Below are 22,325 nucleotides of genomic sequence, written 5' to 3'. Positions count from 1 at the left end.
TCCTCGCTATCATCAACTCACGTTCGAACTGATTGAAGGAATAGAATAATGGCTGATCTCGCAAAGATCGTTGACGACCTGTCGGCCCTGACCGTCCTCGAGGCGGCTGAGCTGTCGAAGCTCCTCGAAGAGAAGTGGGGCGTTTCGGCTGCAGCTCCCGTGGCTGTTGCTGCTGCTGGCGGCGGCGCCGCTGCTGCACCGGTCGAAGAGAAGACCGAGTTCGATGTCATCCTGGCAGCTGCCGGCGACAAGAAGATCGAAGTCATCAAGGAAGTCCGCGCCATCACCGGCCTGGGCCTCAAGGAAGCCAAGGACCTCGTCGAAGGCGCTCCGAAGCCCGTCAAGGAAGGCGTTTCGAAGGCCGACGCCGAGAAGCTCAAGGCTCAGCTGGAAGCAGCTGGCGCCAAGATCGAGCTCAAGTAAGCTCACGGTTTCGGTGGGCGGCGCAGTTGCCGCCCACCGGCTCCCGTGACCCGGGGGATTGTGTGGGGAACCTATTTCCTGATGGCCGCAAGCGGCTTTCAGGAAACGGGTTTTCGCCCGTTTTGGATAGGCCGCCGCCGAGGCGGCGCGCATGCAAGGTGAGCATTAGCGACGCTCACCCCAAGAAAGGCAGCAAGGAGCGACGATGGCCCAGGTCCAGACTTTCAATGGCCGCAGACGCGTACGCAAGTTCTTCGGAAAGATCCCGGAAGTTGCGGAGATGCCGAACCTCATCGAGGTTCAGAAGGCATCCTACGACCAGTTCCTCATGGTGGACGAGCCCAAGGGCGGCCGTCCCGATGAAGGACTGCAGGCCGTTTTCAAGTCGGTCTTCCCGATTTCTGACTTCTCCGGCGCGTCGATGCTGGAATTCGTCAAGTATGAGTTCGAAGCACCGAAGTTCGACGTCGACGAATGTCGTCAGCGCGATCTGACCTTTGCTGCGCCGCTCAAGGTGACGCTGCGCCTCATCGTGTTCGATATTGACGAGGACACCGGCGCGAAGTCGATCAAGGACATCAAGGAGCAGGACGTCTACATGGGCGACATGCCGCTCATGACCTCCAACGGCACCTTCATCGTCAACGGCACCGAGCGCGTCATCGTCTCGCAGATGCACCGTTCGCCGGGCGTGTTTTTCGATCACGACAAGGGCAAGTCGCACTCGTCGGGCAAGCTTTTGTTTGCCGCGCGTGTCATCCCTTATCGCGGTTCGTGGCTCGACATCGAGTTCGACAGCAAGGACATCGTCCACGCCCGTATCGACCGTCGCCGCAAGATCCCGGTGACGTCGCTGCTGATGGCGCTCGGCATGGACGGTGAAGAGATACTGTCGACCTTCTACAACAAGATCACCTACAAGAAGTCGGGCGACCACTGGCGCATTCCGTTCTCGGTAGACCGTTTCCGCGGCCTCAAGGCTGTCGGCGACCTGGTCGACGCCGACACTGGCGAGATCGTTGTCGAAGCCGGCAAGAAGATCACCGCGCGTCAGGCCAAGCAGCTTGCCGAAAAGGGCCTCAAGGCGATCAAGGCGACCGAAGACGATCTCTTCGGCAGCTACCTCGCCGAGGACATCGTCAATTACGCCACCGGTGAGATCTTTCTCGAAGCCGGCGACGAGATCGACGAAAAGACCCTGAAGGTCCTGCTCGCGGCTGGCGAGGAAGAGATCAACATCCTCGACATCGATCACATCAACGTCGGCGGCTACATCCGCAACACGCTGACCGTCGACAAGAACGAAAGCCGCCAGGACGCGCTGTTCGACATCTATCGTGTCATGCGTCCGGGCGAGCCGCCCACGCTCGAAACCGCTGAAGCTATGTTCAACTCGCTGTTCTTCGACAGCGAGCGCTACGACCTGTCGGCAGTCGGCCGCGTCAAGATGAACATGCGCCTTGAGCTCGACGCCGAAGACACCGTCCGTGTCCTGCGCAAGGATGACATCCTTGCCGTGGTCAAGACGCTTGTCGAACTGCGCGACGGCAAGGGCGAAATCGACGACATCGACAACCTCGGCAACCGCCGTGTCCGTTCGGTCGGCGAGCTGATGGAAAATCAGTATCGCGTCGGTCTGCTTCGCATGGAGCGCGCGATCAAGGAACGTATGTCCTCGATCGAAATCGACACGGTCATGCCGCAGGACCTGATCAACGCGAAGCCGGCGGCTGCCGCCGTGCGCGAGTTCTTCGGTTCGTCGCAGCTGTCGCAGTTCATGGATCAGACCAACCCGCTCAGCGAGATCACCCACAAGCGTCGTCTTTCGGCGCTTGGGCCCGGTGGTCTGACCCGCGAGCGTGCTGGCTTCGAAGTCCGCGACGTGCATCCGACCCACTACGGCCGTATCTGCCCGATTGAGACGCCGGAAGGCCCGAATATCGGTCTGATCAACTCGCTGGCTACCTTCGCACGCGTCAACAAGTACGGCTTCATCGAGAGCCCTTACCGCAAGATCGTCGACGGCACGCTGACCAATGAGGTCGTTTATCTCTCGGCGATGGAAGAGGCCAAGCACTTCGTAGCCCAGGCCAACGCCGAGCTCGACAAGGATGGCCACTTCGTCGACGAGTTCGTCATTTGCCGCAACGCCGGCGAAGTGATGATGGCGCCGCGCGAAAACGTCGACCTTATGGACGTTTCGCCGAAGCAGATGGTGTCGGTAGCAGCTGCGCTGATCCCGTTCCTGGAAAACGACGACGCCAACCGCGCTCTGATGGGCTCGAACATGCAGCGTCAGGCCGTGCCGCTGGTGCGCGCCGAGGCTCCGTTCGTCGGTACCGGCATGGAGCCGATCGTTGCCCGTGACTCTGGCGCTGCCATCGGCGCTCGCCGCGGCGGTATCGTCGACCAGGTCGACGCGACCCGTATCGTTATCCGTGCGACCGAAGACCTCGATCCGGGCAAGTCCGGTGTCGACATCTACCGTCTGATGAAGTTCCAGCGTTCGAACCAGAACACCTGCATCAACCAGCGCCCGCTGGTTCGCATGGGTGACCGGGTCAACAAGGGCGACATCATCGCTGACGGTCCGTCGACCGAGCTCGGCGATCTGGCTCTCGGCCGTAACGTGCTCGTCGCGTTCATGCCGTGGAACGGCTACAACTACGAGGACTCGATCCTGCTCTCCGAGCGCATCGTGGCCGACGACGTCTTCACCTCGATCCACATCGAGGAGTTCGAGGTCATGGCGCGCGACACCAAGCTCGGGCCAGAGGAAATCACGCGCGACATTCCGAACGTTTCGGAAGAGGCTCTGAAGAACCTCGACGAAGCCGGTATCGTCTACATCGGTGCGGAAGTTGCACCGGGTGACATCCTGGTCGGCAAGATCACGCCGAAGGGCGAAAGCCCGATGACGCCGGAAGAGAAGCTTCTGCGTGCCATCTTCGGTGAAAAGGCGTCCGACGTCCGTGACACCTCCATGCGCATGCCGCCCGGAACCTTCGGCACCGTCGTCGAAGTGCGCGTCTTCAACCGCCACGGCGTGGAGAAGGACGAACGCGCCATGGCAATCGAGCGCGAGGAAATCGAGCGTCTCGCCAAGGACCGTGACGACGAGCAGGCGATCCTCGATCGCAACGTCTACAGCCGTCTGAGCGACATGCTCATCGGCAAGGACGCGATTGCCGGACCGAAGGGCTTCAAGAAGGGCTCGACCGTCGCCAAGGAGACGCTGGACGACTATCCGCGTTCGCAGTGGTGGCAGTTCGCCGTCGAAGACGAGAAGATGCAGGGTGAGCTTGAAGCTCTGCGCGGCCAGTACGACGACTCCAAGAAGCAGCTCGAGCAGCGCTTCATGGACAAGGTCGAGAAGGTGCAGCGCGGCGACGAGATGCCGCCCGGCGTCATGAAGATGGTCAAGGTCTTCGTTGCGGTGAAGCGCAAGATGCAGCCCGGCGACAAGATGGCCGGCCGTCACGGCAACAAGGGTGTCGTGTCGCGTATCGTTCCGGTCGAGGACATGCCGTTCCTCGAAGACGGCACGCATGCTGATATCGTGCTCAACCCGCTCGGCGTGCCTTCGCGCATGAATGTCGGCCAGATTCTGGAAACGCATCTGGGCTGGGCATGCGCAGGCATGGGCAAGAAGATCGGTGAGCTGATCGAGGCGTACAAGTCTGGTGGCGATATCAAGCCGCTGCGCGAGACGCTCGAGAGCTTCATTCCGGCCAACGACCGCAACGAGCCGGTCCGCGATTACGACGACGAAAGCATCGTTCGCCTCAGCGAGCAGATGAAGCGTGGCGTCTCGATTGCGACCCCGGTGTTCGACGGCGCGCATGAAGCCGACATCAACATCATGTTGGAGCAGGCGGGTCTTCACACCTCTGGCCAGTCGCAGTTGTACGATGGCCGTACGGGTGAGCCGTTCGACCGCAAGGTGACCATGGGCTACATCTACATGCTCAAACTTCACCACCTAGTCGACGACAAGATCCACGCCCGTTCGATCGGACCGTACTCGCTCGTGACCCAGCAGCCGCTGGGCGGCAAGGCGCAGTTCGGTGGCCAGCGCTTCGGCGAAATGGAGGTCTGGGCGCTCGAGGCTTACGGCGCCGCCTACACGCTGCAGGAAATGCTGACCGTGAAGTCGGACGACGTGGCCGGCCGTACCAAGGTCTACGAGGCGATCGTGCGCGGCGACGACACGTTCGAAGCGGGCATCCCCGAGAGCTTCAACGTTCTCGTCAAGGAAATGCGTTCGCTGGGCCTCAACGTCGAGCTTGAGAACACCAAGGTCGACGAAAACCATCGGCTGCCGAACGCCGCCGAGTAAGCACCAAAGGCGCGCCGCGGGATTTGTCCGCGGCGTCGCCGCCTGAGCGCGATCCCCATGGTTGGGTACTGATCGCGTTCATCGATGAGAATTCTTCGGCGATGGCCGAAAGCTGGCGGGCGCTCTGGCCCGCACACGATGAAAAGGGGCTTTCGTGGGCCCCGAAAAGGAGAACGGCATGAACCAAGAGGTCATGAATCTCTTCAACCCCCAGGCGCCTGCGCAGGTGTTCGATTCCATCCGGATTTCGCTCGCCAGCCCTGAGAAGATTCTGTCCTGGTCGTTCGGCGAAATCAAAAAGCCGGAGACGATCAACTACCGCACCTTCAAGCCGGAGCGTGACGGGCTGTTCTGCGCCCGCATCTTTGGCCCGATCAAGGACTACGAGTGCCTGTGCGGCAAGTACAAGCGCATGAAGTACAAGGGCGTCATCTGCGAAAAGTGCGGCGTGGAAGTCACCCTGTCGCGCGTTCGCCGCGAGCGCATGGGCCACATCGAGCTCGCAGCCCCCGTCGCCCACATCTGGTTCCTGAAGTCGCTGCCGAGCCGCATCGGCACGCTGCTCGACATGACGCTCAAGGATATCGAGCGCGTCCTGTATTTCGAGAACTACATCGTCACCGAGCCGGGCCTGACCGCACTCAAGGAGCACCAACTCCTCGGCGAGGAAGAGTACCAGATCGCCGTCGACGAGTATGGCGAGGACAGCTTCACCGCCATGATCGGCGCTGAAGCCATTCACGACCTGCTCGCCTCGATGGATCTCGAGAAGATCGCCGGCGATCTGCGTTCGGAACTGGCGACGACGACGTCGGAACTGAAGCAGAAGAAGTATCTCAAGCGCCTCAAGGTGGTTGAGAACTTCATGGAGTCGGGCAACCGTCCCGAGTGGATGATCATGAAGGTCGTGCCGGTGATCCCACCGGACCTGCGTCCGCTGGTGCCGCTGGATGGCGGCCGATTCGCGACGTCCGACCTGAACGATCTCTATCGCCGCGTCATCAACCGTAACAACCGCTTGAAGCGCCTGATCGAGCTCCGCGCGCCGGGGATCATCATCCGCAACGAGAAGCGCATGCTGCAGGAGGCCGTCGACGCTCTGTTCGACAACGGCCGCCGTGGCCGCGTCATCACCGGCGCCAACAAGCGTCCGCTGAAGTCGCTGTCCGACATGCTCAAGGGCAAGCAGGGCCGCTTCCGTCAGAACCTGCTCGGCAAGCGCGTCGACTATTCCGGCCGTTCGGTCATCGTGACCGGTCCGGAGCTCAAGCTGCACCAGTGCGGCCTGCCGAAGAAGATGGCGCTCGAGCTGTTCAAGCCGTTCATCTACGCTCGTCTCGACGCCAAGGGTTACTCCTCGACCGTCAAGCAGGCCAAGAAGCTGGTCGAGAAGGAAAAGCCTGAGGTTTGGGATATCCTCGACGAGGTCATCCGCGAGCATCCGGTTCTGCTCAACCGCGCACCGACGCTGCACCGCCTGGGCATCCAGGCCTTCGAACCCACGCTGATCGAAGGCAAGGCGATCCAGCTGCACCCGCTCGTCTGCACGGCCTTCAACGCCGACTTCGACGGCGACCAGATGGCTGTCCACGTTCCACTGTCGCTCGAGGCTCAGCTCGAAGCACGCGTGCTGATGATGTCGACCAACAACATCCTGCACCCGGCTTCCGGCGCGCCGATCATCGTGCCGTCGCAGGACATGGTTCTCGGTCTCTACTACCTCTCGATCGTCAACCAGAACGAGCCGGGCGAGGGCATGGTGTTTGCCGACATGGGCGAACTCCAGCACGCGCTTGAGACCAAGGCTGTCACGCTGCACGCCAAGATCAAGGGCCGCTTCCGCACGGTCGACGCCGAAGGCAACGTCGTGTCCAAGATCCACGACACGACCCCTGGCCGCATGATCATCGGCGAACTGCTGCCGAAGAACGTCAACGTGCCGTACGACACCGCGAACCAGGAGATGACCAAGAAGAACATCTCCAAGATGATCGACACCGTCTACCGCCACTGCGGTCAGAAAGAGACGGTCATCTTCTGCGATCGCATCATGGCTCTCGGCTTCGCTCATGCTTGCCGCGCCGGCATTTCGTTCGGCAAGGACGACATGCTGATCCCGGATACCAAGGAGAAGCTGGTCGCCGACACCGAGGCTTTGGCCAAGGAATACGAGCAGCAGTACAATGACGGCCTGATCACCCAGGGCGAGAAGTACAACAAGGTCGTCGACGCCTGGGCCAAGTGCTCGGAAAAGGTCGCCGACGAAATGATGGCCCGCATCAAGGCTGTGGAGTTCGAGGACAGCGGTCGTCAGAAGCCGATGAACTCGATCTACATGATGTCGCACTCCGGTGCGCGTGGTTCGCCCACCCAGATGCGCCAGCTCGCCGGTATGCGCGGCCTGATGGCCAAACCGTCGGGTGAAATCATCGAGACGCCGATCATTTCCAACTTCAAGGAAGGTCTGACGGTTCTCGAGTACTTCAACTCGACCCACGGCGCCCGCAAGGGTCTCGCGGATACCGCTCTGAAGACGGCTAACTCCGGCTACCTGACCCGTCGTCTCGTCGACGTGGCGCAGGACTGCATCGTCAACTCGGTTGATTGCGGCACCGACAAGGGCCTCACCATGCAGCCGATCGTCGATGCCGGCCAGGTTGTCGCTTCGCTCGGCCTGCGCATTCTCGGCCGCACCGCGCTCGACGACATCAACCACCCGGTCACTGGCGATCTGCTGGTCAAGGGCGGCACGCTCATGGACGAGCGTGACATCGAGGTCATCGAGAAGGCTGGCGTCCAGTCGGTTCGCATCCGTTCGGCCCTGACCTGCGAAGTCAAGGTCGGTGTCTGCGCGGTCTGCTACGGTCGCGACCTGGCACGCGGTACCCCTGTCAACCAGGGCGAAGCTGTCGGTGTCATCGCCGCTCAGTCGATCGGCGAGCCGGGCACGCAGCTCACCATGCGTACCTTCCACATGGGCGGTACCGCGCAGGTGGTGGACAGCTCGTTCCTTGAAGCCTCGTATGAGGGCAAGGTCGAGATCCGCAACCGCAACGTGGTTCGCAACTCCGACGGCAACCTCGTCGTGATGGGCCGCAACATGGCGATCCTGATCCTCGACGAGACCGGCAAGGAGCGCGCCACCCACCGCGTCACTTATGGTTCGCGTATCTTCGTGGACGATGGCGACAAGGTGAAGCGCGGCCAGCGTATCGCCGAGTGGGATCCCTACACCCGTCCGATCCTCACCGAAATCGAAGGCCGTGTGGCGTTCGAGGATCTGGTCGACGGCATTTCCGTCCAGGAAACGGCCGACGAGTCGACCGGCATCACCAAGCGTGAGGTCATCGACTGGCGCTCGACCCCGCGCGGCAACGACCTGAAGCCGGCGATCGTGGTTCAGGACTCCAAGGGCAAGGTTGGCAAGCTGTCGAAGGGCGGCGATGCCCGCTTCCTGCTCTCGGTCGAGGCCATTCTCTCGGTCGAGCCGGGTGCACAGGTTCGCCCTGGCGACGTTCTGGCGCGTATCCCGATGGAAAGCGCGAAGACCAAGGACATCACCGGCGGTCTGCCGCGTGTTGCCGAGCTCTTCGAAGCCCGTCGTCCAAAGGATCACGCCATCATCGCCGAGATCGATGGTACGGTCCGCTTCGGTCGCGACTATAAGAACAAGCGCCGCATCATCATCGAGCCGCATGACTCGACGCTTGAGCCGGTCGAATACCTGATCCCGAAGGGCAAGCCGTTCCATCTCCAGGACGGCGACGCCATCGAAAAGGGCGACTACATCCTCGACGGCAACCCGGCGCCGCACGACATCCTGGCCATCAAGGGCGTGGAAGCTCTCGCTTCCTACCTCGTCAATGAAATCCAGGAAGTCTACCGACTGCAGGGCGTGTCGATCAACGACAAGCACATCGAGGTCATTGTCCGGCAGATGCTGCAGAAGGTCGAGATCACCGCACAGGGCGACTCGATCTATATCCCGGGCGATCACGTCGATGTCATCGAGTTCGACGAGATCAACGAGCGCCTGATCGAGGAAGGCAAGAAGCCTGCCGAAGGTCAGCCGGTTCTGCTCGGTATCACCAAGGCATCGCTGCAGACGCCGTCCTTCATCTCGGCCGCTTCCTTCCAGGAAACGACCCGCGTACTCACCGAAGCAGCTGTCGCCGGCAAGACTGACATGCTGCAGGGCCTGAAGGAAAACGTCATCGTCGGCCGCCTGATCCCGGCCGGCACGGGCGGCATGATGAGCCAGATCCGGCGCATCGCCACCTCGCGCGACGAGCTGATCCTCGATGAGCGCCGCAAGCTCTCGGGTGCGGAAGTGGCCGAGCCGATCCTGACCGACATGGTCAACGCCGCTCAGTAAGAGTGTCGTCGCAAAGAACTGGAAAAGGGGGCCTCGGCCCCCTTTTTTCATTTCGGTGACAACAGGGCTTCATGCCGCTGTCAAATGTCGCCGCTAATCATGCTGCTTCAACGCACATGCCAGGTGGCCGTCATCATGAAAACCGTCTTTTCCGCCCTCGCTGCCCTATTGGCGTCGGCTGCCTTGCCAGCCCAGGCCGAGGAGACCACGCCATTCAAGGCGTCGTTGCTCGGCCAGGTCGTGCTGCCGACCGGACTGAAGATCGCGGGCACCGAGTTCGGCGGGATTTCCGGTCTCGACTACGACGCTGCGAGCGGGCTGTTCTACGCCATTTCTGACGACCGCTCTGAGCGCGCGCCGGCGCGGCTCTACACGCTGAAGCTTGCCATTGACGGCAAGGGCGTTCACGGCATCGACATCGTGTCGAGCGCGGAGCTACGCAACGCCGAAGGTGCCGCCTTCGCCAAGAAGGACGTCGACCCCGAGGCGATCCGCTTCGACGCGGCGGCCAACCGTATCTTCTGGTCGAGCGAGGGTGATGCCGCCGGCCGACCCGCAATCTATGAGGCAAAACCCGACGGCACCCATGTCAGGAGCTTTGCCATTCCCGAAGCCTATCTGCCCGATGCCGACAGGACGCGGGGTGTTCGCGGCAACCTGGCTTTCGAAAGCCTTGCCATTTCGCCCGACGGCAAGACCCTTTGGGCGGGGACCGAAAACGCATTGGCACAGGATGGCGAAAAGGCAACGCTGGAAGCCGGCAGCCCGTCGCGCATCATCGGCTTCGACATCGCCAGCGGCGCTGTGTCATCCGAGTATGTCTACGACAACGGGCCGATCTTCACCAAGGCGACCCAAGACCCGTATTACAATGACAATGGCCTGTCCGAATTCATGTTTTTCGCACCAGGCGAGCTGTTGACGATCGAACGCTCCTTCGCACTCGGCATCGGCAACGAGATCAAATTCTACCTGGCGAGTTTCTCTGGCGCGACTGACGTGAAGGGGGCGGCCTCGATCAAGGGCGTCGCGGCGACCGCGATGCCCAAGCGCAAGGTTCTTAAGCTGGGTGAGGGTGACTTTGGTCTCGACATCGACAATATCGAGTCGGTGACATGGGGACCGGAGGTCGACGGCCAGCGCACTTTGGTCATTGCCTCCGACAACAACTTCAACCCGGAGCAGTTCACCCAGTTTGTCGTGCTCAAACTGGATGCCGCGACGAACTGATCCGAGCGCTGCAGATCGTTTGGTGAAAGGGCCGCCGGCGCAATCTGGCGGCTTTTCCCGAGATCTCGCAGGGATGGCACCGGTCGGCGAGCTGTCAGCCGCATCTGCGTCTGTTCTAACGTATTGGCGGCGTTTGACATCCCGAGGTTGCGAAAATAGCCTCCTCCTTGAAGTGCATCAGCCCTGAAAGGAGTGCCCGATGACCGATGTCCCCTCCAATGCGAAAGGACAGGCGGTCGAGCCGAGCCTCCATCGCGTCATGGGCCCGTGGCTTCTGTTGCTGTTCATCGTCGGCGACATATTGGGCACCGGCATCTATGCGCTGACCGGGCAGGTGGCTAAGCAGGTTGGCGGCGTGGTCTGGCTGCCGTTTCTGATTGCCTTCGTCGTCGCGGTCATCACTGCCTTCAGCTATCTCGAACTGGTCACAAAATACCCGAAGGCGGCCGGTGCCGCTCTCTACGCCCACAAGGCATTCGGCATCCATTTCATCACCTTCATCGTCGCTTTCGCCGTCATGTGCTCGGGCATCACCTCGGCGTCGACGGCCTCGCGCGCCTTCGCTGCCAACATGTCTGGCGCTTTCGATCTCGGCCTGTCCGGCACCTATGGCATCACGCTCATCGGTCTGGCATTCATGGCGATCGTCGCAGCCGTGAATTTCCGCGGCGTCGGCGAAAGTGTCAAAGCCAATGTCGTGCTGACCTGCGTCGAGTTCACCGGCCTGATGATCATCATCGTCATCGGCCTCTGGGCGATCGGCGCCGGTGAGGGTGACGTCTCCCGTATCACTCAGTTCCACTCGGCGCCCGACCGCAGCGCCTTCTGGTCGGTGATCGCGGCGACGACGCTCGCTTTCTTCGCCATGGTCGGCTTCGAGGACTCGGTCAACATGGCCGAGGAGTGCAAGGATCCGACACGCATCTTCCCGAAGGTGCTGCTGACCGGTTTGCTGATCACCGGCGTGATCTACGTGCTCGTGTCGATCTCGGCGATCACGCTCGTGCCGCCGGAACAACTGGGCGAGGGCGAGACGCCGCTGCTCAAGGTCATCCAGGCCGGCGCGCCGAACTTCCCGGTCGAAATCTTCGGCTTCATCACCATGTTTGCCGTCGCCAACAGCGCCTTGATCAACATGCTGATGGCCAGCCGTCTGGTCTATGGCATGAGCCGCGAACACGTCTTGCCGGAAGTGCTAGGCAAGGTTCACGCCTCGCGTCGCACGCCCTACATCGCGATCGGCTTCACCACCTTGCTCGCCTTCGCGCTGATCACATTCGTCGGCGAGGTGCCGGCGCTGGGCGGCACAACCGCACTGCTGCTGCTATGCGTCTTCACGGTGGTCAACATCGCGGTGCTGGTGCTGCGCAAGGACAGGGTTGGGCACGATCACTTCCGGACCCCGACGCTGTTGCCGATCCTGGGAGCCGTGGCTTGCGCTTTCTTCGCCGGCCCCTGGACTGGGCGCGATCCCGTTCAATACAAGATCGCCGGTATCCTGATCGGCATTGGTGTCGTGTTGTGGTTCGTCACCGTGCTGGTCAATCGCGCCACTGGCCAAAAGCCTGCCGAACCTGAAATGGCCGACATCGGCGGGGCAGGGCCGGTCAACTGACCTCTCTATATATACATGCGCTGACTCAGAACGGCTCGTTGAAGGTGACGATCGAGACTTCGCCTTCGAGGGCTCCCTGATAGGCGGAGATGTGCGGCTCGTCGTCAGGTTCGCCCTGCATGTCGCCGATCTGATCGAGTTCTGCTTCGGCGTAACCCTCCTTGGCCAGCGCGTCCAGCGCCGAGCGCACGGCGCTGTCGTCGTCGGGCGCCACCAGCATGATGTGGACGCCTTCAGGCTTGCCGCCCTTCTTGCGCCAGACCCGACCGGTGATGATCGTCACGGGCCGTTCGTCGTTGTCGTTCATGGTGATTCCCTGGATCCGGATTCGTTTGCGGGGGATTCGCCCCGGTTTCCCCGATTTTCGCACGAAGGCGCGGTGCAAAACAGGACAAACAGCCTTATAAACTGACTTACAGCCCATGTTGCAGCGCAATATAGTTGCCGCAAGCCCGCCAACCCGCCCGAAGCCCCGGTTTCGTTAAGGTTTTTGGGGGGATGGGCTTGACGGTTCGCGGTCATGCGAGTAGATACCGCGTCGTCTGAGCCGATGTGAGGTTGGCTTTTCCGAAGCGACGTGCTTTGGAGTTCACCTCAAACAGGGTTCGTTTTTTACGAGCGAGAAGACATTTCCGGCGTGCATGAAGCGGATTCGCTTCCTCTGCCTTTGTTCGGGCAAGACCGTAGATCGCGGTTTGTGGCCCGAATTCGCGTATGGATTTCGCGCTTGAAGCCGCCCCGAACGGGCTTAAGACACGGAATTGAGAGACAAGAGGGTTTAATGCCTACCGTCAACCAGCTGATCCGCAAGCCGCGCATTGCGCCGGTGAAGCGCAACAAGGTTCCGGCCATGCAGGCCAACCCGCAGAAGCGTGGCGTCTGCACGCGCGTCTATACGACGACGCCGAAGAAGCCGAACTCCGCTCTGCGTAAGGTCGCGAAGATTCGCCTGACCAACGGCTTTGAAGTGATCGGCTACATCCCCGGCGAAGGCCATAACCTTCAGGAGCACTCCGTGGTCATGATCCGCGGCGGTCGCGTGAAAGACCTTCCGGGCGTTCGCTATCACATCATCCGCGGCGTGCTCGACACGCAGGGCGTGAAGAACCGCAAGCAGCGCCGTTCGAAGTACGGTGCAAAGCGTCCGAAGTAATTCGGCTTCTGCAATTAGGCGCTGCGCGAGGTTCTCCGCGTCATATAGCGCCAGTCAAGTTTGAGAGACAAAAGCTATGTCCCGTCGTCACAGTGCAGATAAGCGCGAAATCAACCCGGATCCCAAGTTCGGCGATCTCGTCGTCACCAAGTTCATGAACGCCGTCATGTATGACGGCAAGAAGTCGATCGCCGAAACGATCGTCTACGGTGCGCTTGACCAGGTTCAGGCCAAGACCAAGCAGGAGCCGGTCACTGTCTTCCATCAGGCGCTCGACAATGTCGCGCCGCACGTGGAAGTGCGTTCGCGTCGCGTCGGCGGCGCCACCTACCAGGTTCCGGTCGATGTGCGCCCCGAGCGCCGTCAGGCACTCGCCATTCGCTGGCTGATCACTGCCGCCCGCAACCGCAACGAGACCACCATGGTCGACCGCCTCTCGGGCGAGCTGATGGACGCGGCGAACAACCGCGGCACCGCCGTCAAGAAGCGTGAAGACACCCACAAGATGGCGGAAGCCAACCGCGCCTTCGCGCACTACCGCTGGTAATAGCGCGTCCGAACGACTGAGAGGCACCTCCCATGGCCCGCGAATACAAGATCGAAGACTACCGCAATTTCGGTATCATGGCGCATATCGACGCCGGCAAGACCACGACCACCGAGCGCATCCTTTATTACACGGGCAAGTCGCACAAGATCGGCGAAGTCCATGACGGCGCTGCCACCATGGACTGGATGGAGCAGGAGCAGGAGCGCGGCATCACCATCACGTCCGCTGCCACCACGACCTTCTGGAAGGGCCGTGACGGCAAGCAGCGCCGCTTCAACATCATCGACACCCCCGGCCACGTCGACTTCACCATCGAAGTCGAGCGTTCGCTGCGCGTTCTCGACGGCGCCATTGCGCTGCTCGATGCCAACGCCGGTGTCGAGCCGCAGACCGAGACCGTGTGGCGCCAGGCGGACAAGTACCACGTCCCGCGCATGATCTTCTGCAACAAGATGGACAAGATCGGCGCCGACTTCTATCGCTCGTACGAGATGATCAAGTCGCGCCTCGGTGCGACCGCCGTTGCCGTTCAGCTGCCGATCGGCGCCGAGTCGGAGTTCAAGGGCGTCGTCGACCTGATCGAGATGAATGCGCTCGTCTGGCGCGACGAGAGCCTGGGCGCTGCCTGGGACGTCGTCGAGATCCCGGAAGACCTCAAGGCCAAGGCTGAAGAGTTCCGCGAGAAGATGATCGAGACCGCCGTCGAAATGGACGAGACGGCTCTCGAGAACTACCTCGAAGGCAAGATGCCGACCAACGACGAACTGCGCGCGCTGATCCGCAAGGGCACCATCGCCGTCAAGTTCTTCCCGATGTTCTGCGGTTCGGCCTTCAAGAACAAGGGCGTGCAGCCGCTGCTCGACGGCGTCGTAGACTTCCTGCCGTCCCCGCTCGACGTCCCGGCCATCAAGGGCATCGATGCCAAGACCGAAGCCGAGATCGAGCGTCACGCCGACGACAGCGAGCCGCTGTCGATGCTGGCCTTCAAGATCATGAACGATCCGTTCGTCGGTTCGCTGACCTTCTGCCGCATCTACTCGGGCAAGGTGGTCAAGGGCGCTTCGCTCGAAAACACCGTCAAGGGCAAGAAGGAGCGTCTCGGCCGTATGCTGCAGATGCATTCGAACTCGCGTTCGGACATCGAAGAAGCATATGCCGGCGACATCGTCGCTCTGGCCGGCCTCAAGGAAACGACCACCGGCGACACGCTCTGCGATCCGCTGCACCAGGTCATCCTCGAGCGCATGGAATTCCCCGAGCCGGTCATCCAGATCGCGATCGAACCGAAGACCAAGGGCGACCAGGAAAAGATGGGCCTCGCGCTCAACCGCCTGGCTGCTGAAGATCCGTCGTTCCGCGTCAAGTCGGACGAGGAGTCGGGCCAGACCATCATCGCCGGCATGGGTGAGCTGCACCTCGACATCATCGTCGACCGCATGCGTCGCGAGTTCAAGGTCGAGGCGAACGTCGGCGCTCCGCAGGTTGCGTATCGTGAGACGATCACCCGCACCCACGAGCAGGACTACACCCACAAGAAGCAGTCGGGTGGTACCGGTCAGTTCGCTCGCGTCAAGCTGGTGTTCGAGCCGAACCCCGAGGGCGAAGATTTCGTCTTCGAATCGAAGATCGTCGGCGGTGCTGTTCCGAAGGAATACATCCCGGGCGTCGACAAGGGCCTCCGCAGCGTCCTGTCGTCTGGTCCGTTCGCTGGCTTCCCGATGATCGGCGTCAAGGCGACGCTCATCGACGGTGCCTACCACGATGTCGACTCGTCGGTTCTCGCCTTCGAAATCGCCGGCCGCGCCTGCCTTCGCGAAGCAGCTCCGAAGCTGGGCGTCCAGCTGCTTGAGCCGATCATGAAGGTCGAAGTCGTCACGCCGGAAGACTATGTCGGCAACGTCATCGGCGACTTGAACAGCCGTCGTGGCCAGATCCAGGGCCAGGAAAGCCGTGGTATCGCCGTCGTCGTCAATGCGATGGTGCCGCTGGCCAACATGTTCAAGTACGTGGACAGCTTGCGTTCGATGTCGCAGGGCCGCGCCCAGTACACGATGCAGTTCGACCACTACGAGCCGGTCCCGACCGCGGTCGCTCAGGAAGTTCAAAAGAAATACGCGTAATTCCAAAGAATTGCAGCGTTTTATTAATTCAACGCCCTTACTGGGCTAGCAAGAATGGAGACCTCACATGGCAAAAGGTAAATTCGAGCGTAATAAGCCTCATGTGAACATCGGCACGATTGGTCACGTTGACCACGGCAAGACGTCGCTGACTGCTGCGATCACGAAGTATTTCGGCGAGTTCAAGGCCTACGACCAGATCGACGCAGCGCCGGAAGAGAAGGCCCGCGGCATCACGATCTCGACGGCGCACGTCGAGTATGAGACGCCCGCCCGTCACTACGCCCACGTCGACTGCCCCGGCCACGCCGACTACGTCAAGAACATGATCACCGGTGCTGCCCAGATGGACGGCGCGATCCTGGTCGTGTCGGCTGCTGACGGCCCGATGCCGCAGACCCGCGAGCACATCCTGCTCGCCCGTCAGGTCGGCGTTCCCGCCCTGGTGGTGTTCCTGAACAAGGTCGACCTGGTCGACGACGCCGAGCTGCTCGAACTGGTCGAGCTCGAGGTTCGCGAGCTGCTGTCGAAGTACGAATATCCGGGCGACGACATTCCGATGATCAAGGGTTCGGCTGTTGCTGCGCTCAACGATTCGGACAAGAAGATCGGTGAAGACGCGATCCGCGCGCTGATGGAAGCCGTCGACGCCTACATCCCGACGCCGGAGCGTCCGATCGACCGTCCGTTCCTGATGCCGATCGAAGACGTGTTCTCGATCTCGGGCCGCGGCACTGTGGTCACCGGTCGCGTCGAGCGCGGCATCGTCAAGGTTGGCGAAGAAGTCGAGATCGTCGGCATCAAGGCAACCTCGAAGACGACGGTTACCGGCGTTGAAATGTTCCGCAAGCTGCTCGATCAGGGCCAGGCTGGCGACAACATCGGCGCGCTGATCCGTGGCGTTGGCCGTGAAGACGTCGAGCGCGGCCAGGTGCTGTGCAAGCCGGGTTCGGTGAAGCCGCACAAGAAGTTCGTGGCTGAAGCCTACATCCTGACCAAGGAAGAGGGTGGCCGTCACACGCCGTTCTTCACCAACTACCGTCCGCAGTTCTACTTCCGCACGACGGACGTGACCGGTATCGTGTCGCTGCCGGAAGGCACCGAGATGGTCATGCCCGGCGACAACATCACCGTCGACGTCGAGCTGATCGTGCCGATCGCCATGGAAGAGAAGCTCCGCTTCGCTATCCGTGAAGGTGGCCGCACCGTCGGCGCCGGCATCGTCGCTTCGATCAAAGAATAATCCGAATTAACGATCTGTCGCGGGCGGGAATACGCCCGCGCCGCGCCAGAACAAGGAAGTGACCATGAACGGACAGAATATCCGCATCCGCCTCAAGGCGTTTGACCACCGGGTTCTCGACGCTTCGACGCGTGAGATCGTGTCGACCGCGAAGCGCACCGGCGCCAATGTTCGCGGCCCGATCCCGCTGCCGACGCGGATCGAGAAGTTCACGGTGAACCGCTCGCCGCACGTCGACAAGAAGAGCCGCGAGCAGTTCGAAATGCGCACGCACAAGCGTCTGCTGGACATCGTCGACCCGACCCCGCAGACCGTCGATGCTCTGATGAAGCTCGACCTCGCGGCAGGTGTGGACGTCGAAATCAAGCTCTAAGAGCTAACATGAGCCGCGCGAACAGATCCAAACGGCTCCTCTGAAGGAAAACGAACCGATGCGTTCAGGTGTAATTGCACAGAAGGTGGGAATGACCCGCGTCTATAATGACGCTGGCGAACACGTTCCCGTCACCGTTCTCCGCATGGAGAACTGCCAGGTCGTGGCACAGCTGACCAAAGAGAAGAATGGCTACACTGCCGTTCAGCTCGGCGTTGGCCTGGCCAAGGTCAAGAATACGACGAAGGCGTTGCGCGGTCACTTCGCTGCCGCTTCCGTCGAGCCGAAGTCGAAGGTTGCCGAGTTCCGCGTCTCCGCAGACAACATGCTGGACGTTGGCGCCGAGATCACCGTCGAGCATTTCGTCGTTGGCCAGAAGGTCGACGTGACGGGCACGACGATCGGTAAGGGCTTCCAGGGCGTTATCAAGCGCCACCACTTCGGCGGCGGCCGTGCCACCCACGGCAACTCGCTGTCGCACCGCGTTCACGGTTCGACCGGTCAGCGCCAGGACCCGGGCAAGGTGTTCAAGGGCAAGAAGATGGCCGGCCACATGGGCGACGTTCGCGTCACCACCCAGAACGTGGAGATCGTCTCGACCGACACCGATCGCGGTCTCATCCTGATCCGCGGCGCGGTTCCGGGTTCTAAGGGTGCATGGATCCTGGTTCGCGACGCCGCAAAGGTTGCGCTTCCTGAGAACGCGCCGAAGCCGGCTGCGATCCGCGCTGCCAGCAACAAGGCTCCGGCCAACGAGGGAGCGGAATAATGGACCTCAAGATTACAACCCTCGCAGGCAAAGATGCCGGCAAGGTTGAGCTCTCGGAAGAGATCTTCGGCCTCGACCCGCGCGAAGACGTTCTCCAGCGCGTCGTGCGCTGGCAGCTCGCCAAGAAGCAGCAGGGCACGCACAAGGCCAAGGGCCGCGCGGAAATCGCGCGCACCGGCGCCAAGATGTACAAGCAGAAGGGTACGGGCCGCGCTCGTCACCATTCGGCACGCGCTCCGCAGTTCCGCGGCGGCGGCAAGGCCCACGGCCCGGTCGTTCGCAGCCACGAGCATGACCTTCCCAAGAAGGTCCGCGCTCTCGGCCTGAAGCACGCCCTGTCGGCCAAGGCCAAGGCATCGAACCTGATCATCGTCGATGAGCTGACGCTCGCCGAGGGCAAGACTAAGGCGCTGATCGCGAACTTCGCGACGCTGGGCCTGACCAATGCCCTGGTGATCGGTGGTGCTGAGCTTGACCTCAACTTCAAGCGCGCAGCGACCAACATCCCGAACATCGATGTCCTGCCGATCCAGGGCATCAACGTTTACGACATTCTGCGCCGCGGCACGCTGGTCCTTTCGAAGGCCGCCGTCGAGGCTCTCGAGGAGCGCTTCAAATGACGGATCTCCGCCACTATGACGTGATCGTCTCGCCGGCGATCACTGAAAAGTCGACCATGGCTTCGGAAAACAACCAGGTCGTCTTCAATGTCGCCAAGAAGGCGAGCAAGCCTGAGATCAAGGCTGCCGTCGAAGCGCTGTTCGGCGTGAAGGTGACTGCTGTGAACACCCTGGTCCGCAAGGGCAAGGTGAAGCGCTTCCGCGGCACGATCGGCCGCCAGAGCGACGTCAAGAAGGCGGTAGTGACGCTGGCCGATGGCCAGTCGATCGACGTCGCGACGGGTCTCTGAGCTGGGCTGAGAGGACAGGACAATGGCACTTAAGAAATTCAAGCCAGTAACGCCGAGCACGCGCCAGCTGGTCATCGTCGACCGCTCGGGTCTGCACAAGGGCAAGCCCGTCAAGGGTCTGACCGAAGGCCTGACCAAGTCGGGCGGTCGTAACAACTACGGCCGCATCACGGCTCGCTTCATCGGCGGCGGTCACAAGCGTTCGTACCGTATCATCGACTTCAAGCGTCGCAAGTTCGACGTCGTCGGCACGGTCGAGCGTCTCGAGTACGATCCGAACCGCACCGCCTTCATCGCACTGATCAAGTACGACGATGGTGAGCTGAGCTACATCATTGCTCCGCAGCGTCTGCAGGCCGGCGACAAGATCATCGCTGGTGAGCAGGTCGACGTGAAGCCGGGCAACGCAATGCCGCTCGCTTCGATGCCGGTCGGCACGATCGTCCACAACATCGAGCTGAAGCCCGGCAAGGGCGGCCAGGTCGCTCGTTCGGCTGGTGCTTACGCCCAGCTCGTCGGCCGCGACCAGGGCATGGCGATCCTTCGCCTCAACTCGGGTGAACAGCGCGTCGTCAGCGGTCTCTGCATCGCCACCGTCGGCGCCGTGTCCAACCCGGACCACGGCAATATCAACGACGGCAAGGCCGGTCGTACGGTCTGGCGTGGCAAGCGCCCGCACAACCGCGGCGTGACCATGAACCCGGTCGACCATCCGCACGGCGGTGGTGAAGGCCGCACCTCGGGCGGACGCCATCCGGTGACCCCGTGGGGCAAGCCCACCAAGGGCAAGAAGACGCGGTCCAACAAGGCGACCGACAAGTTCATCCTGCGCTCGCGCCATCAGCGCAAGAGCTAAGAAGAGGTAACGCCAGTGACTCGTTCAGTCTGGAAAGGCCCGTTCATTGACGGCTATCTGCTCAAGAAGGCAGAGAAGGTTCGTGAAGGCGGTCGCAATGAGGTGATCAAGATGTGGAGCCGTCGCTCCACCGTCCTGCCGCAGTTCGTCGGCCTCACCTTCGGTGTCTACAACGGCCAGAAGCACGTCCCGGTCTCGGTGAACGAGGACATGGTCGGCCACAAGTTCGGTGAGTTCGCTCCCACCAGGACCTACTACGGTCACGGCGCGGACAAGAAGGCAAAGAGGAAGTAACATGGGCAAGGCCAAAGCTCCGCGCAGGCTTGCTGACAACGAGGCACGTGCGGTCCTCCGCACGATCCGGGTCAGCCCGCAGAAGCTCAACCTCGTTGCCGCGCTTATCCGCGGCAAGAAGGTAGCGACCGCGCTTTCGGATCTGGAATTTTCGCGCAAGCGCATCGCCGGAACGGTTAAGAAGACCCTCGAATCGGCTATCGCCAACGCGGAAAACAATCACGACCTCGATGTCGATGCACTGGTGGTGGCGGAAGCCTTTGTCGGTAAGTCGATCGTCATGAAGCGTTTCCACGCTCGTGGCCGTGGTCGCGCCAGCCGCATTGAGAAGCCGTTTTCGCACCTCACGATCGTCGTTCGTGAAGTCGAAGAGAAAGGGGAGGCCGCATAATGGGCCAGAAAATCAATCCAATTGGTCTCCGCCTCGGCATCAACCGCACCTGGGACTCGCGTTGGTACGCAAACACCGGTGAGTACGGCCAGCTGCTCCACGAAGACATCAAGATCCGCAAGTATCTTGAAGCCGAGTTGAAGCAGGCCGCGATCTCCAAGGTCGTGATCGAACGTCCGCACAAGAAGTGCCGTGTGACCATTCACGCAGCACGTCCGGGCCTGATCATTGGCAAGAAGGGCGCCGACATCGAAAAGCTTCGCAAGAAGCTGATGGAGATGACGAAGTCCGAGACGCACCTCAACATCGTCGAGGTTCGTAAGCCGGAGACCGACGCTACGCTGGTCGCACAGTCGATCGCACAGCAGCTCGAGCGCCGCATTGCCTTCCGTCGCGCCATGAAGCGCGCGGTGCAGTCGGCCATGCGTCTCGGCGCAGAGGGCATCCGCATCAACTGCTCGGGCCGTCTCGGCGGCGCTGAAATCGCTCGTATGGAGTGGTACCGCGAAGGTCGCGTTCCGCTGCACACCCTGCGCGCTGACGTCGACTACGGCACTGCCGAGGCAAAGACCGCCTATGGCATCTGCGGCGTCAAGGTCTGGGTGTTCAAGGGCGAGATCCTTGAGCACGATCCGATGGCTTCCGAGCGTCGCGCAACCGAAGGCGAGCATTCGCATGCTGGCGAGCGCCCTGAGCGCCGCCGTCGCGAAAACGCCTGACACGCATAGGAATTTGGAGTTAGAACGATGCTGCAGCCAAAGCGCACAAAGTTCCGTAAGCAGTTCAAGGGCCGCATCCACGGTACCGCGAAGGGTGGCACCAACCTGGATTTCGGCGGCTTCGGACTGAAGGCGCTTGAGCCGAACCGCGTCACCGCGCGTGAGATCGAGGCGGCCCGCCGCGCGATCACCCGCGAAATGAAACGTCAGGGCCGCGTCTGGATCCGTATTTTCCCGGACGTTCCCGTCACGTCGAAGCCGACCGAAGTCCGCATGGGTAAGGGCAAGGGCGCCGTCGACTACTGGGCATGCCGCATCAAGCCAGGTCGCGTGATGTTCGAGATCGATGGTGTCTCCGAGGAAGTGGCGCGTGAAGCGCTGCGTCTCGGCGCCGCCAAGCTCTCGGTCAGGACGCGCTTCGTTCAGCGCATCGCAGAATAAGGAAGGGCTGATCATGAAAGCCTCGGACATCAGGACGAAGACCCAGGACCAGCTCACCGACGAGCTCGCCAGCCTCAAGAAGGAGCAGTTCAACCTGCGCTTCCAGAAGGCGACCGGTCAGCTGGAAAAGACGGCGCGCGTGAAACAGGTTCGTAAGGACATCGCGCGTATCAAGACCATCGCCGCCGAAAAATCGGCCGGCAAGAAGGCTTAAGGACGAAAACCATGCCAAAGCGCATCCTGCAGGGTACGGTCGTCAGCGACAAGAACGAGAAGACGGTCGTCGTCAAGGTCGAGCGTCGCTTCACGCACCCGGTGATGAAGAAGACCGTGCGTATGTCGAAGAACTACAAGGCGCACGACGAAAACAACGCCCACAAGGTAGGCGATCAGGTTGCTATCCAGGAATCGAAGCCGATTTCCAAGGATAAGCGCTGGGTCGTCATTACCCCGGACCAGGCGTAACAACGAATTTTGGACAAGCCGGGGAGGGCGGTAGCCCATCCCGTTAGAGAAGAAGAAGG

Annotated in this window: 21 protein-coding genes; 20 read left to right on the top strand and 1 reads right to left on the bottom strand. The window is 61.5% G+C overall.

Features of this window, described 5'->3' with window-relative positions:
- Positions 1-48: 48 nt before the first annotated feature.
- From rplL to SLT36_RS16435, 5 genes are all read left to right on the top strand, one after another.
- A complete protein-coding gene (rplL, locus tag SLT36_RS16455; RefSeq protein ID WP_067961869.1) occupies positions 49-423 on the top strand; it encodes a 50S ribosomal protein L7/L12 in 375 nt (124 codons plus the stop codon).
- Between the two features lie 205 nt (positions 424-628).
- Entirely contained in the window at positions 629-4,762 is a 4,134-nt protein-coding gene (gene rpoB, locus SLT36_RS16450) for a DNA-directed RNA polymerase subunit beta (RefSeq protein ID WP_432283556.1), read from the top strand.
- Positions 4,763-4,940: 178 nt separating this feature from the next.
- Positions 4,941-9,137 carry a DNA-directed RNA polymerase subunit beta' gene (gene rpoC, locus SLT36_RS16445; RefSeq protein WP_067966519.1) on the top strand — a complete coding sequence of 1,399 codons (4,197 nt, stop codon included), beginning with the start codon at positions 4,941-4,943 and terminating at the stop codon, positions 9,135-9,137.
- Between the two features lie 135 nt (positions 9,138-9,272).
- Positions 9,273-10,367 (top strand): esterase-like activity of phytase family protein, encoded by a 1,095-nt coding sequence (locus tag SLT36_RS16440; protein ID WP_432283555.1) that lies wholly within the window; start codon positions 9,273-9,275, stop codon positions 10,365-10,367.
- A gap of 199 nt (positions 10,368-10,566) precedes the next feature.
- Positions 10,567-11,982, top strand: coding sequence for an APC family permease (locus tag SLT36_RS16435; protein ID WP_432283554.1), 1,416 nt, complete (start codon positions 10,567-10,569; stop codon positions 11,980-11,982).
- Positions 11,983-12,007: 25 nt separating this feature from the next.
- Here the strand turns inward: SLT36_RS16435 and SLT36_RS16430 are convergent, their stop codons facing one another.
- Positions 12,008-12,289, bottom strand: coding sequence for a transcriptional regulator (locus SLT36_RS16430; RefSeq protein ID WP_115732109.1), 282 nt, complete (start codon positions 12,287-12,289; stop codon positions 12,008-12,010).
- A 474-nt stretch (positions 12,290-12,763) separates the two neighbouring features.
- Here SLT36_RS16430 and rpsL point away from each other — a divergent pair, with 474 nt between their 5' ends.
- The 15 genes from rpsL to rpsQ all read left to right on the top strand — a co-directional run bounded on the left by rpsL (position 12,764) and on the right by rpsQ (position 22,266).
- Entirely contained in the window at positions 12,764-13,135 is a 372-nt protein-coding gene (rpsL, locus tag SLT36_RS16425) for a 30S ribosomal protein S12 (RefSeq protein ID WP_008837709.1), read from the top strand.
- Positions 13,136-13,211: 76 nt separating this feature from the next.
- Positions 13,212-13,682, top strand: a complete 471-nt coding sequence (gene rpsG, locus SLT36_RS16420) for a 30S ribosomal protein S7 (protein WP_067961877.1) — start codon at positions 13,212-13,214, stop codon at positions 13,680-13,682.
- A gap of 32 nt (positions 13,683-13,714) precedes the next feature.
- Positions 13,715-15,805 carry an elongation factor G gene (fusA, locus tag SLT36_RS16415; RefSeq protein ID WP_432283553.1) on the top strand — a complete coding sequence of 697 codons (2,091 nt, stop codon included), beginning with the start codon at positions 13,715-13,717 and terminating at the stop codon, positions 15,803-15,805.
- A 67-nt stretch (positions 15,806-15,872) separates the two neighbouring features.
- Complete coding sequence (gene tuf / locus SLT36_RS16410; protein WP_067961853.1) at positions 15,873-17,048, top strand: elongation factor Tu; 1,176 nt, start codon at positions 15,873-15,875, stop codon at positions 17,046-17,048.
- 64 nt (positions 17,049-17,112) lie between these two features.
- On the top strand, positions 17,113-17,421 hold the full coding sequence (gene rpsJ / locus SLT36_RS16405; RefSeq protein ID WP_006205468.1) for a 30S ribosomal protein S10: 309 nt from the start codon (positions 17,113-17,115) through the stop codon (positions 17,419-17,421).
- Positions 17,422-17,479: 58 nt separating this feature from the next.
- Positions 17,480-18,190 (top strand): 50S ribosomal protein L3, encoded by a 711-nt coding sequence (rplC, locus tag SLT36_RS16400; protein ID WP_432283552.1) that lies wholly within the window; start codon positions 17,480-17,482, stop codon positions 18,188-18,190.
- On the top strand, positions 18,190-18,810 hold the full coding sequence (gene rplD, locus SLT36_RS16395; protein ID WP_055976408.1) for a 50S ribosomal protein L4: 621 nt from the start codon (positions 18,190-18,192) through the stop codon (positions 18,808-18,810). The genes rplC and rplD overlap by 1 nt, the downstream gene beginning before the upstream one ends.
- Entirely contained in the window at positions 18,807-19,100 is a 294-nt protein-coding gene (locus SLT36_RS16390) for a 50S ribosomal protein L23 (RefSeq protein ID WP_067961884.1), read from the top strand. The genes rplD and SLT36_RS16390 overlap by 4 nt, the downstream gene beginning before the upstream one ends.
- Positions 19,101-19,122: 22 nt before the next feature.
- On the top strand, positions 19,123-19,956 hold the full coding sequence (gene rplB / locus SLT36_RS16385) for a 50S ribosomal protein L2 (RefSeq protein WP_055976411.1): 834 nt from the start codon (positions 19,123-19,125) through the stop codon (positions 19,954-19,956).
- A gap of 15 nt (positions 19,957-19,971) precedes the next feature.
- Positions 19,972-20,250 (top strand): 30S ribosomal protein S19, encoded by a 279-nt coding sequence (gene rpsS / locus SLT36_RS16380; protein WP_055976414.1) that lies wholly within the window; start codon positions 19,972-19,974, stop codon positions 20,248-20,250.
- Position 20,251: 1 nt separating this feature from the next.
- A complete protein-coding gene (gene rplV / locus SLT36_RS16375; RefSeq protein WP_055976417.1) occupies positions 20,252-20,641 on the top strand; it encodes a 50S ribosomal protein L22 in 390 nt (129 codons plus the stop codon).
- Positions 20,641-21,360, top strand: coding sequence for a 30S ribosomal protein S3 (gene rpsC, locus SLT36_RS16370; RefSeq protein ID WP_067961888.1), 720 nt, complete (start codon positions 20,641-20,643; stop codon positions 21,358-21,360). Before rplV ends, rpsC begins: the two co-directional genes overlap by 1 nt.
- 27 nt (positions 21,361-21,387) lie before the next feature.
- Complete coding sequence (gene rplP, locus SLT36_RS16365) at positions 21,388-21,801, top strand: 50S ribosomal protein L16 (protein ID WP_055976423.1); 414 nt, start codon at positions 21,388-21,390, stop codon at positions 21,799-21,801.
- Positions 21,802-21,814: 13 nt separating this feature from the next.
- Positions 21,815-22,015 (top strand): 50S ribosomal protein L29, encoded by a 201-nt coding sequence (gene rpmC, locus SLT36_RS16360; RefSeq protein ID WP_018427849.1) that lies wholly within the window; start codon positions 21,815-21,817, stop codon positions 22,013-22,015.
- Between the two features lie 11 nt (positions 22,016-22,026).
- A complete protein-coding gene (gene rpsQ / locus SLT36_RS16355; RefSeq protein WP_115732103.1) occupies positions 22,027-22,266 on the top strand; it encodes a 30S ribosomal protein S17 in 240 nt (79 codons plus the stop codon).
- The last annotated feature ends 59 nt before the right edge of the window (positions 22,267-22,325 follow it).

This window comes from Aminobacter sp. BA135 (assembly GCF_050859125.1).
Lineage (GTDB): Bacteria > Pseudomonadota > Alphaproteobacteria > Rhizobiales > Rhizobiaceae > Aminobacter > Aminobacter ciceronei.
This window is presented reverse-complemented; position numbering and strand designations above follow the sequence as displayed.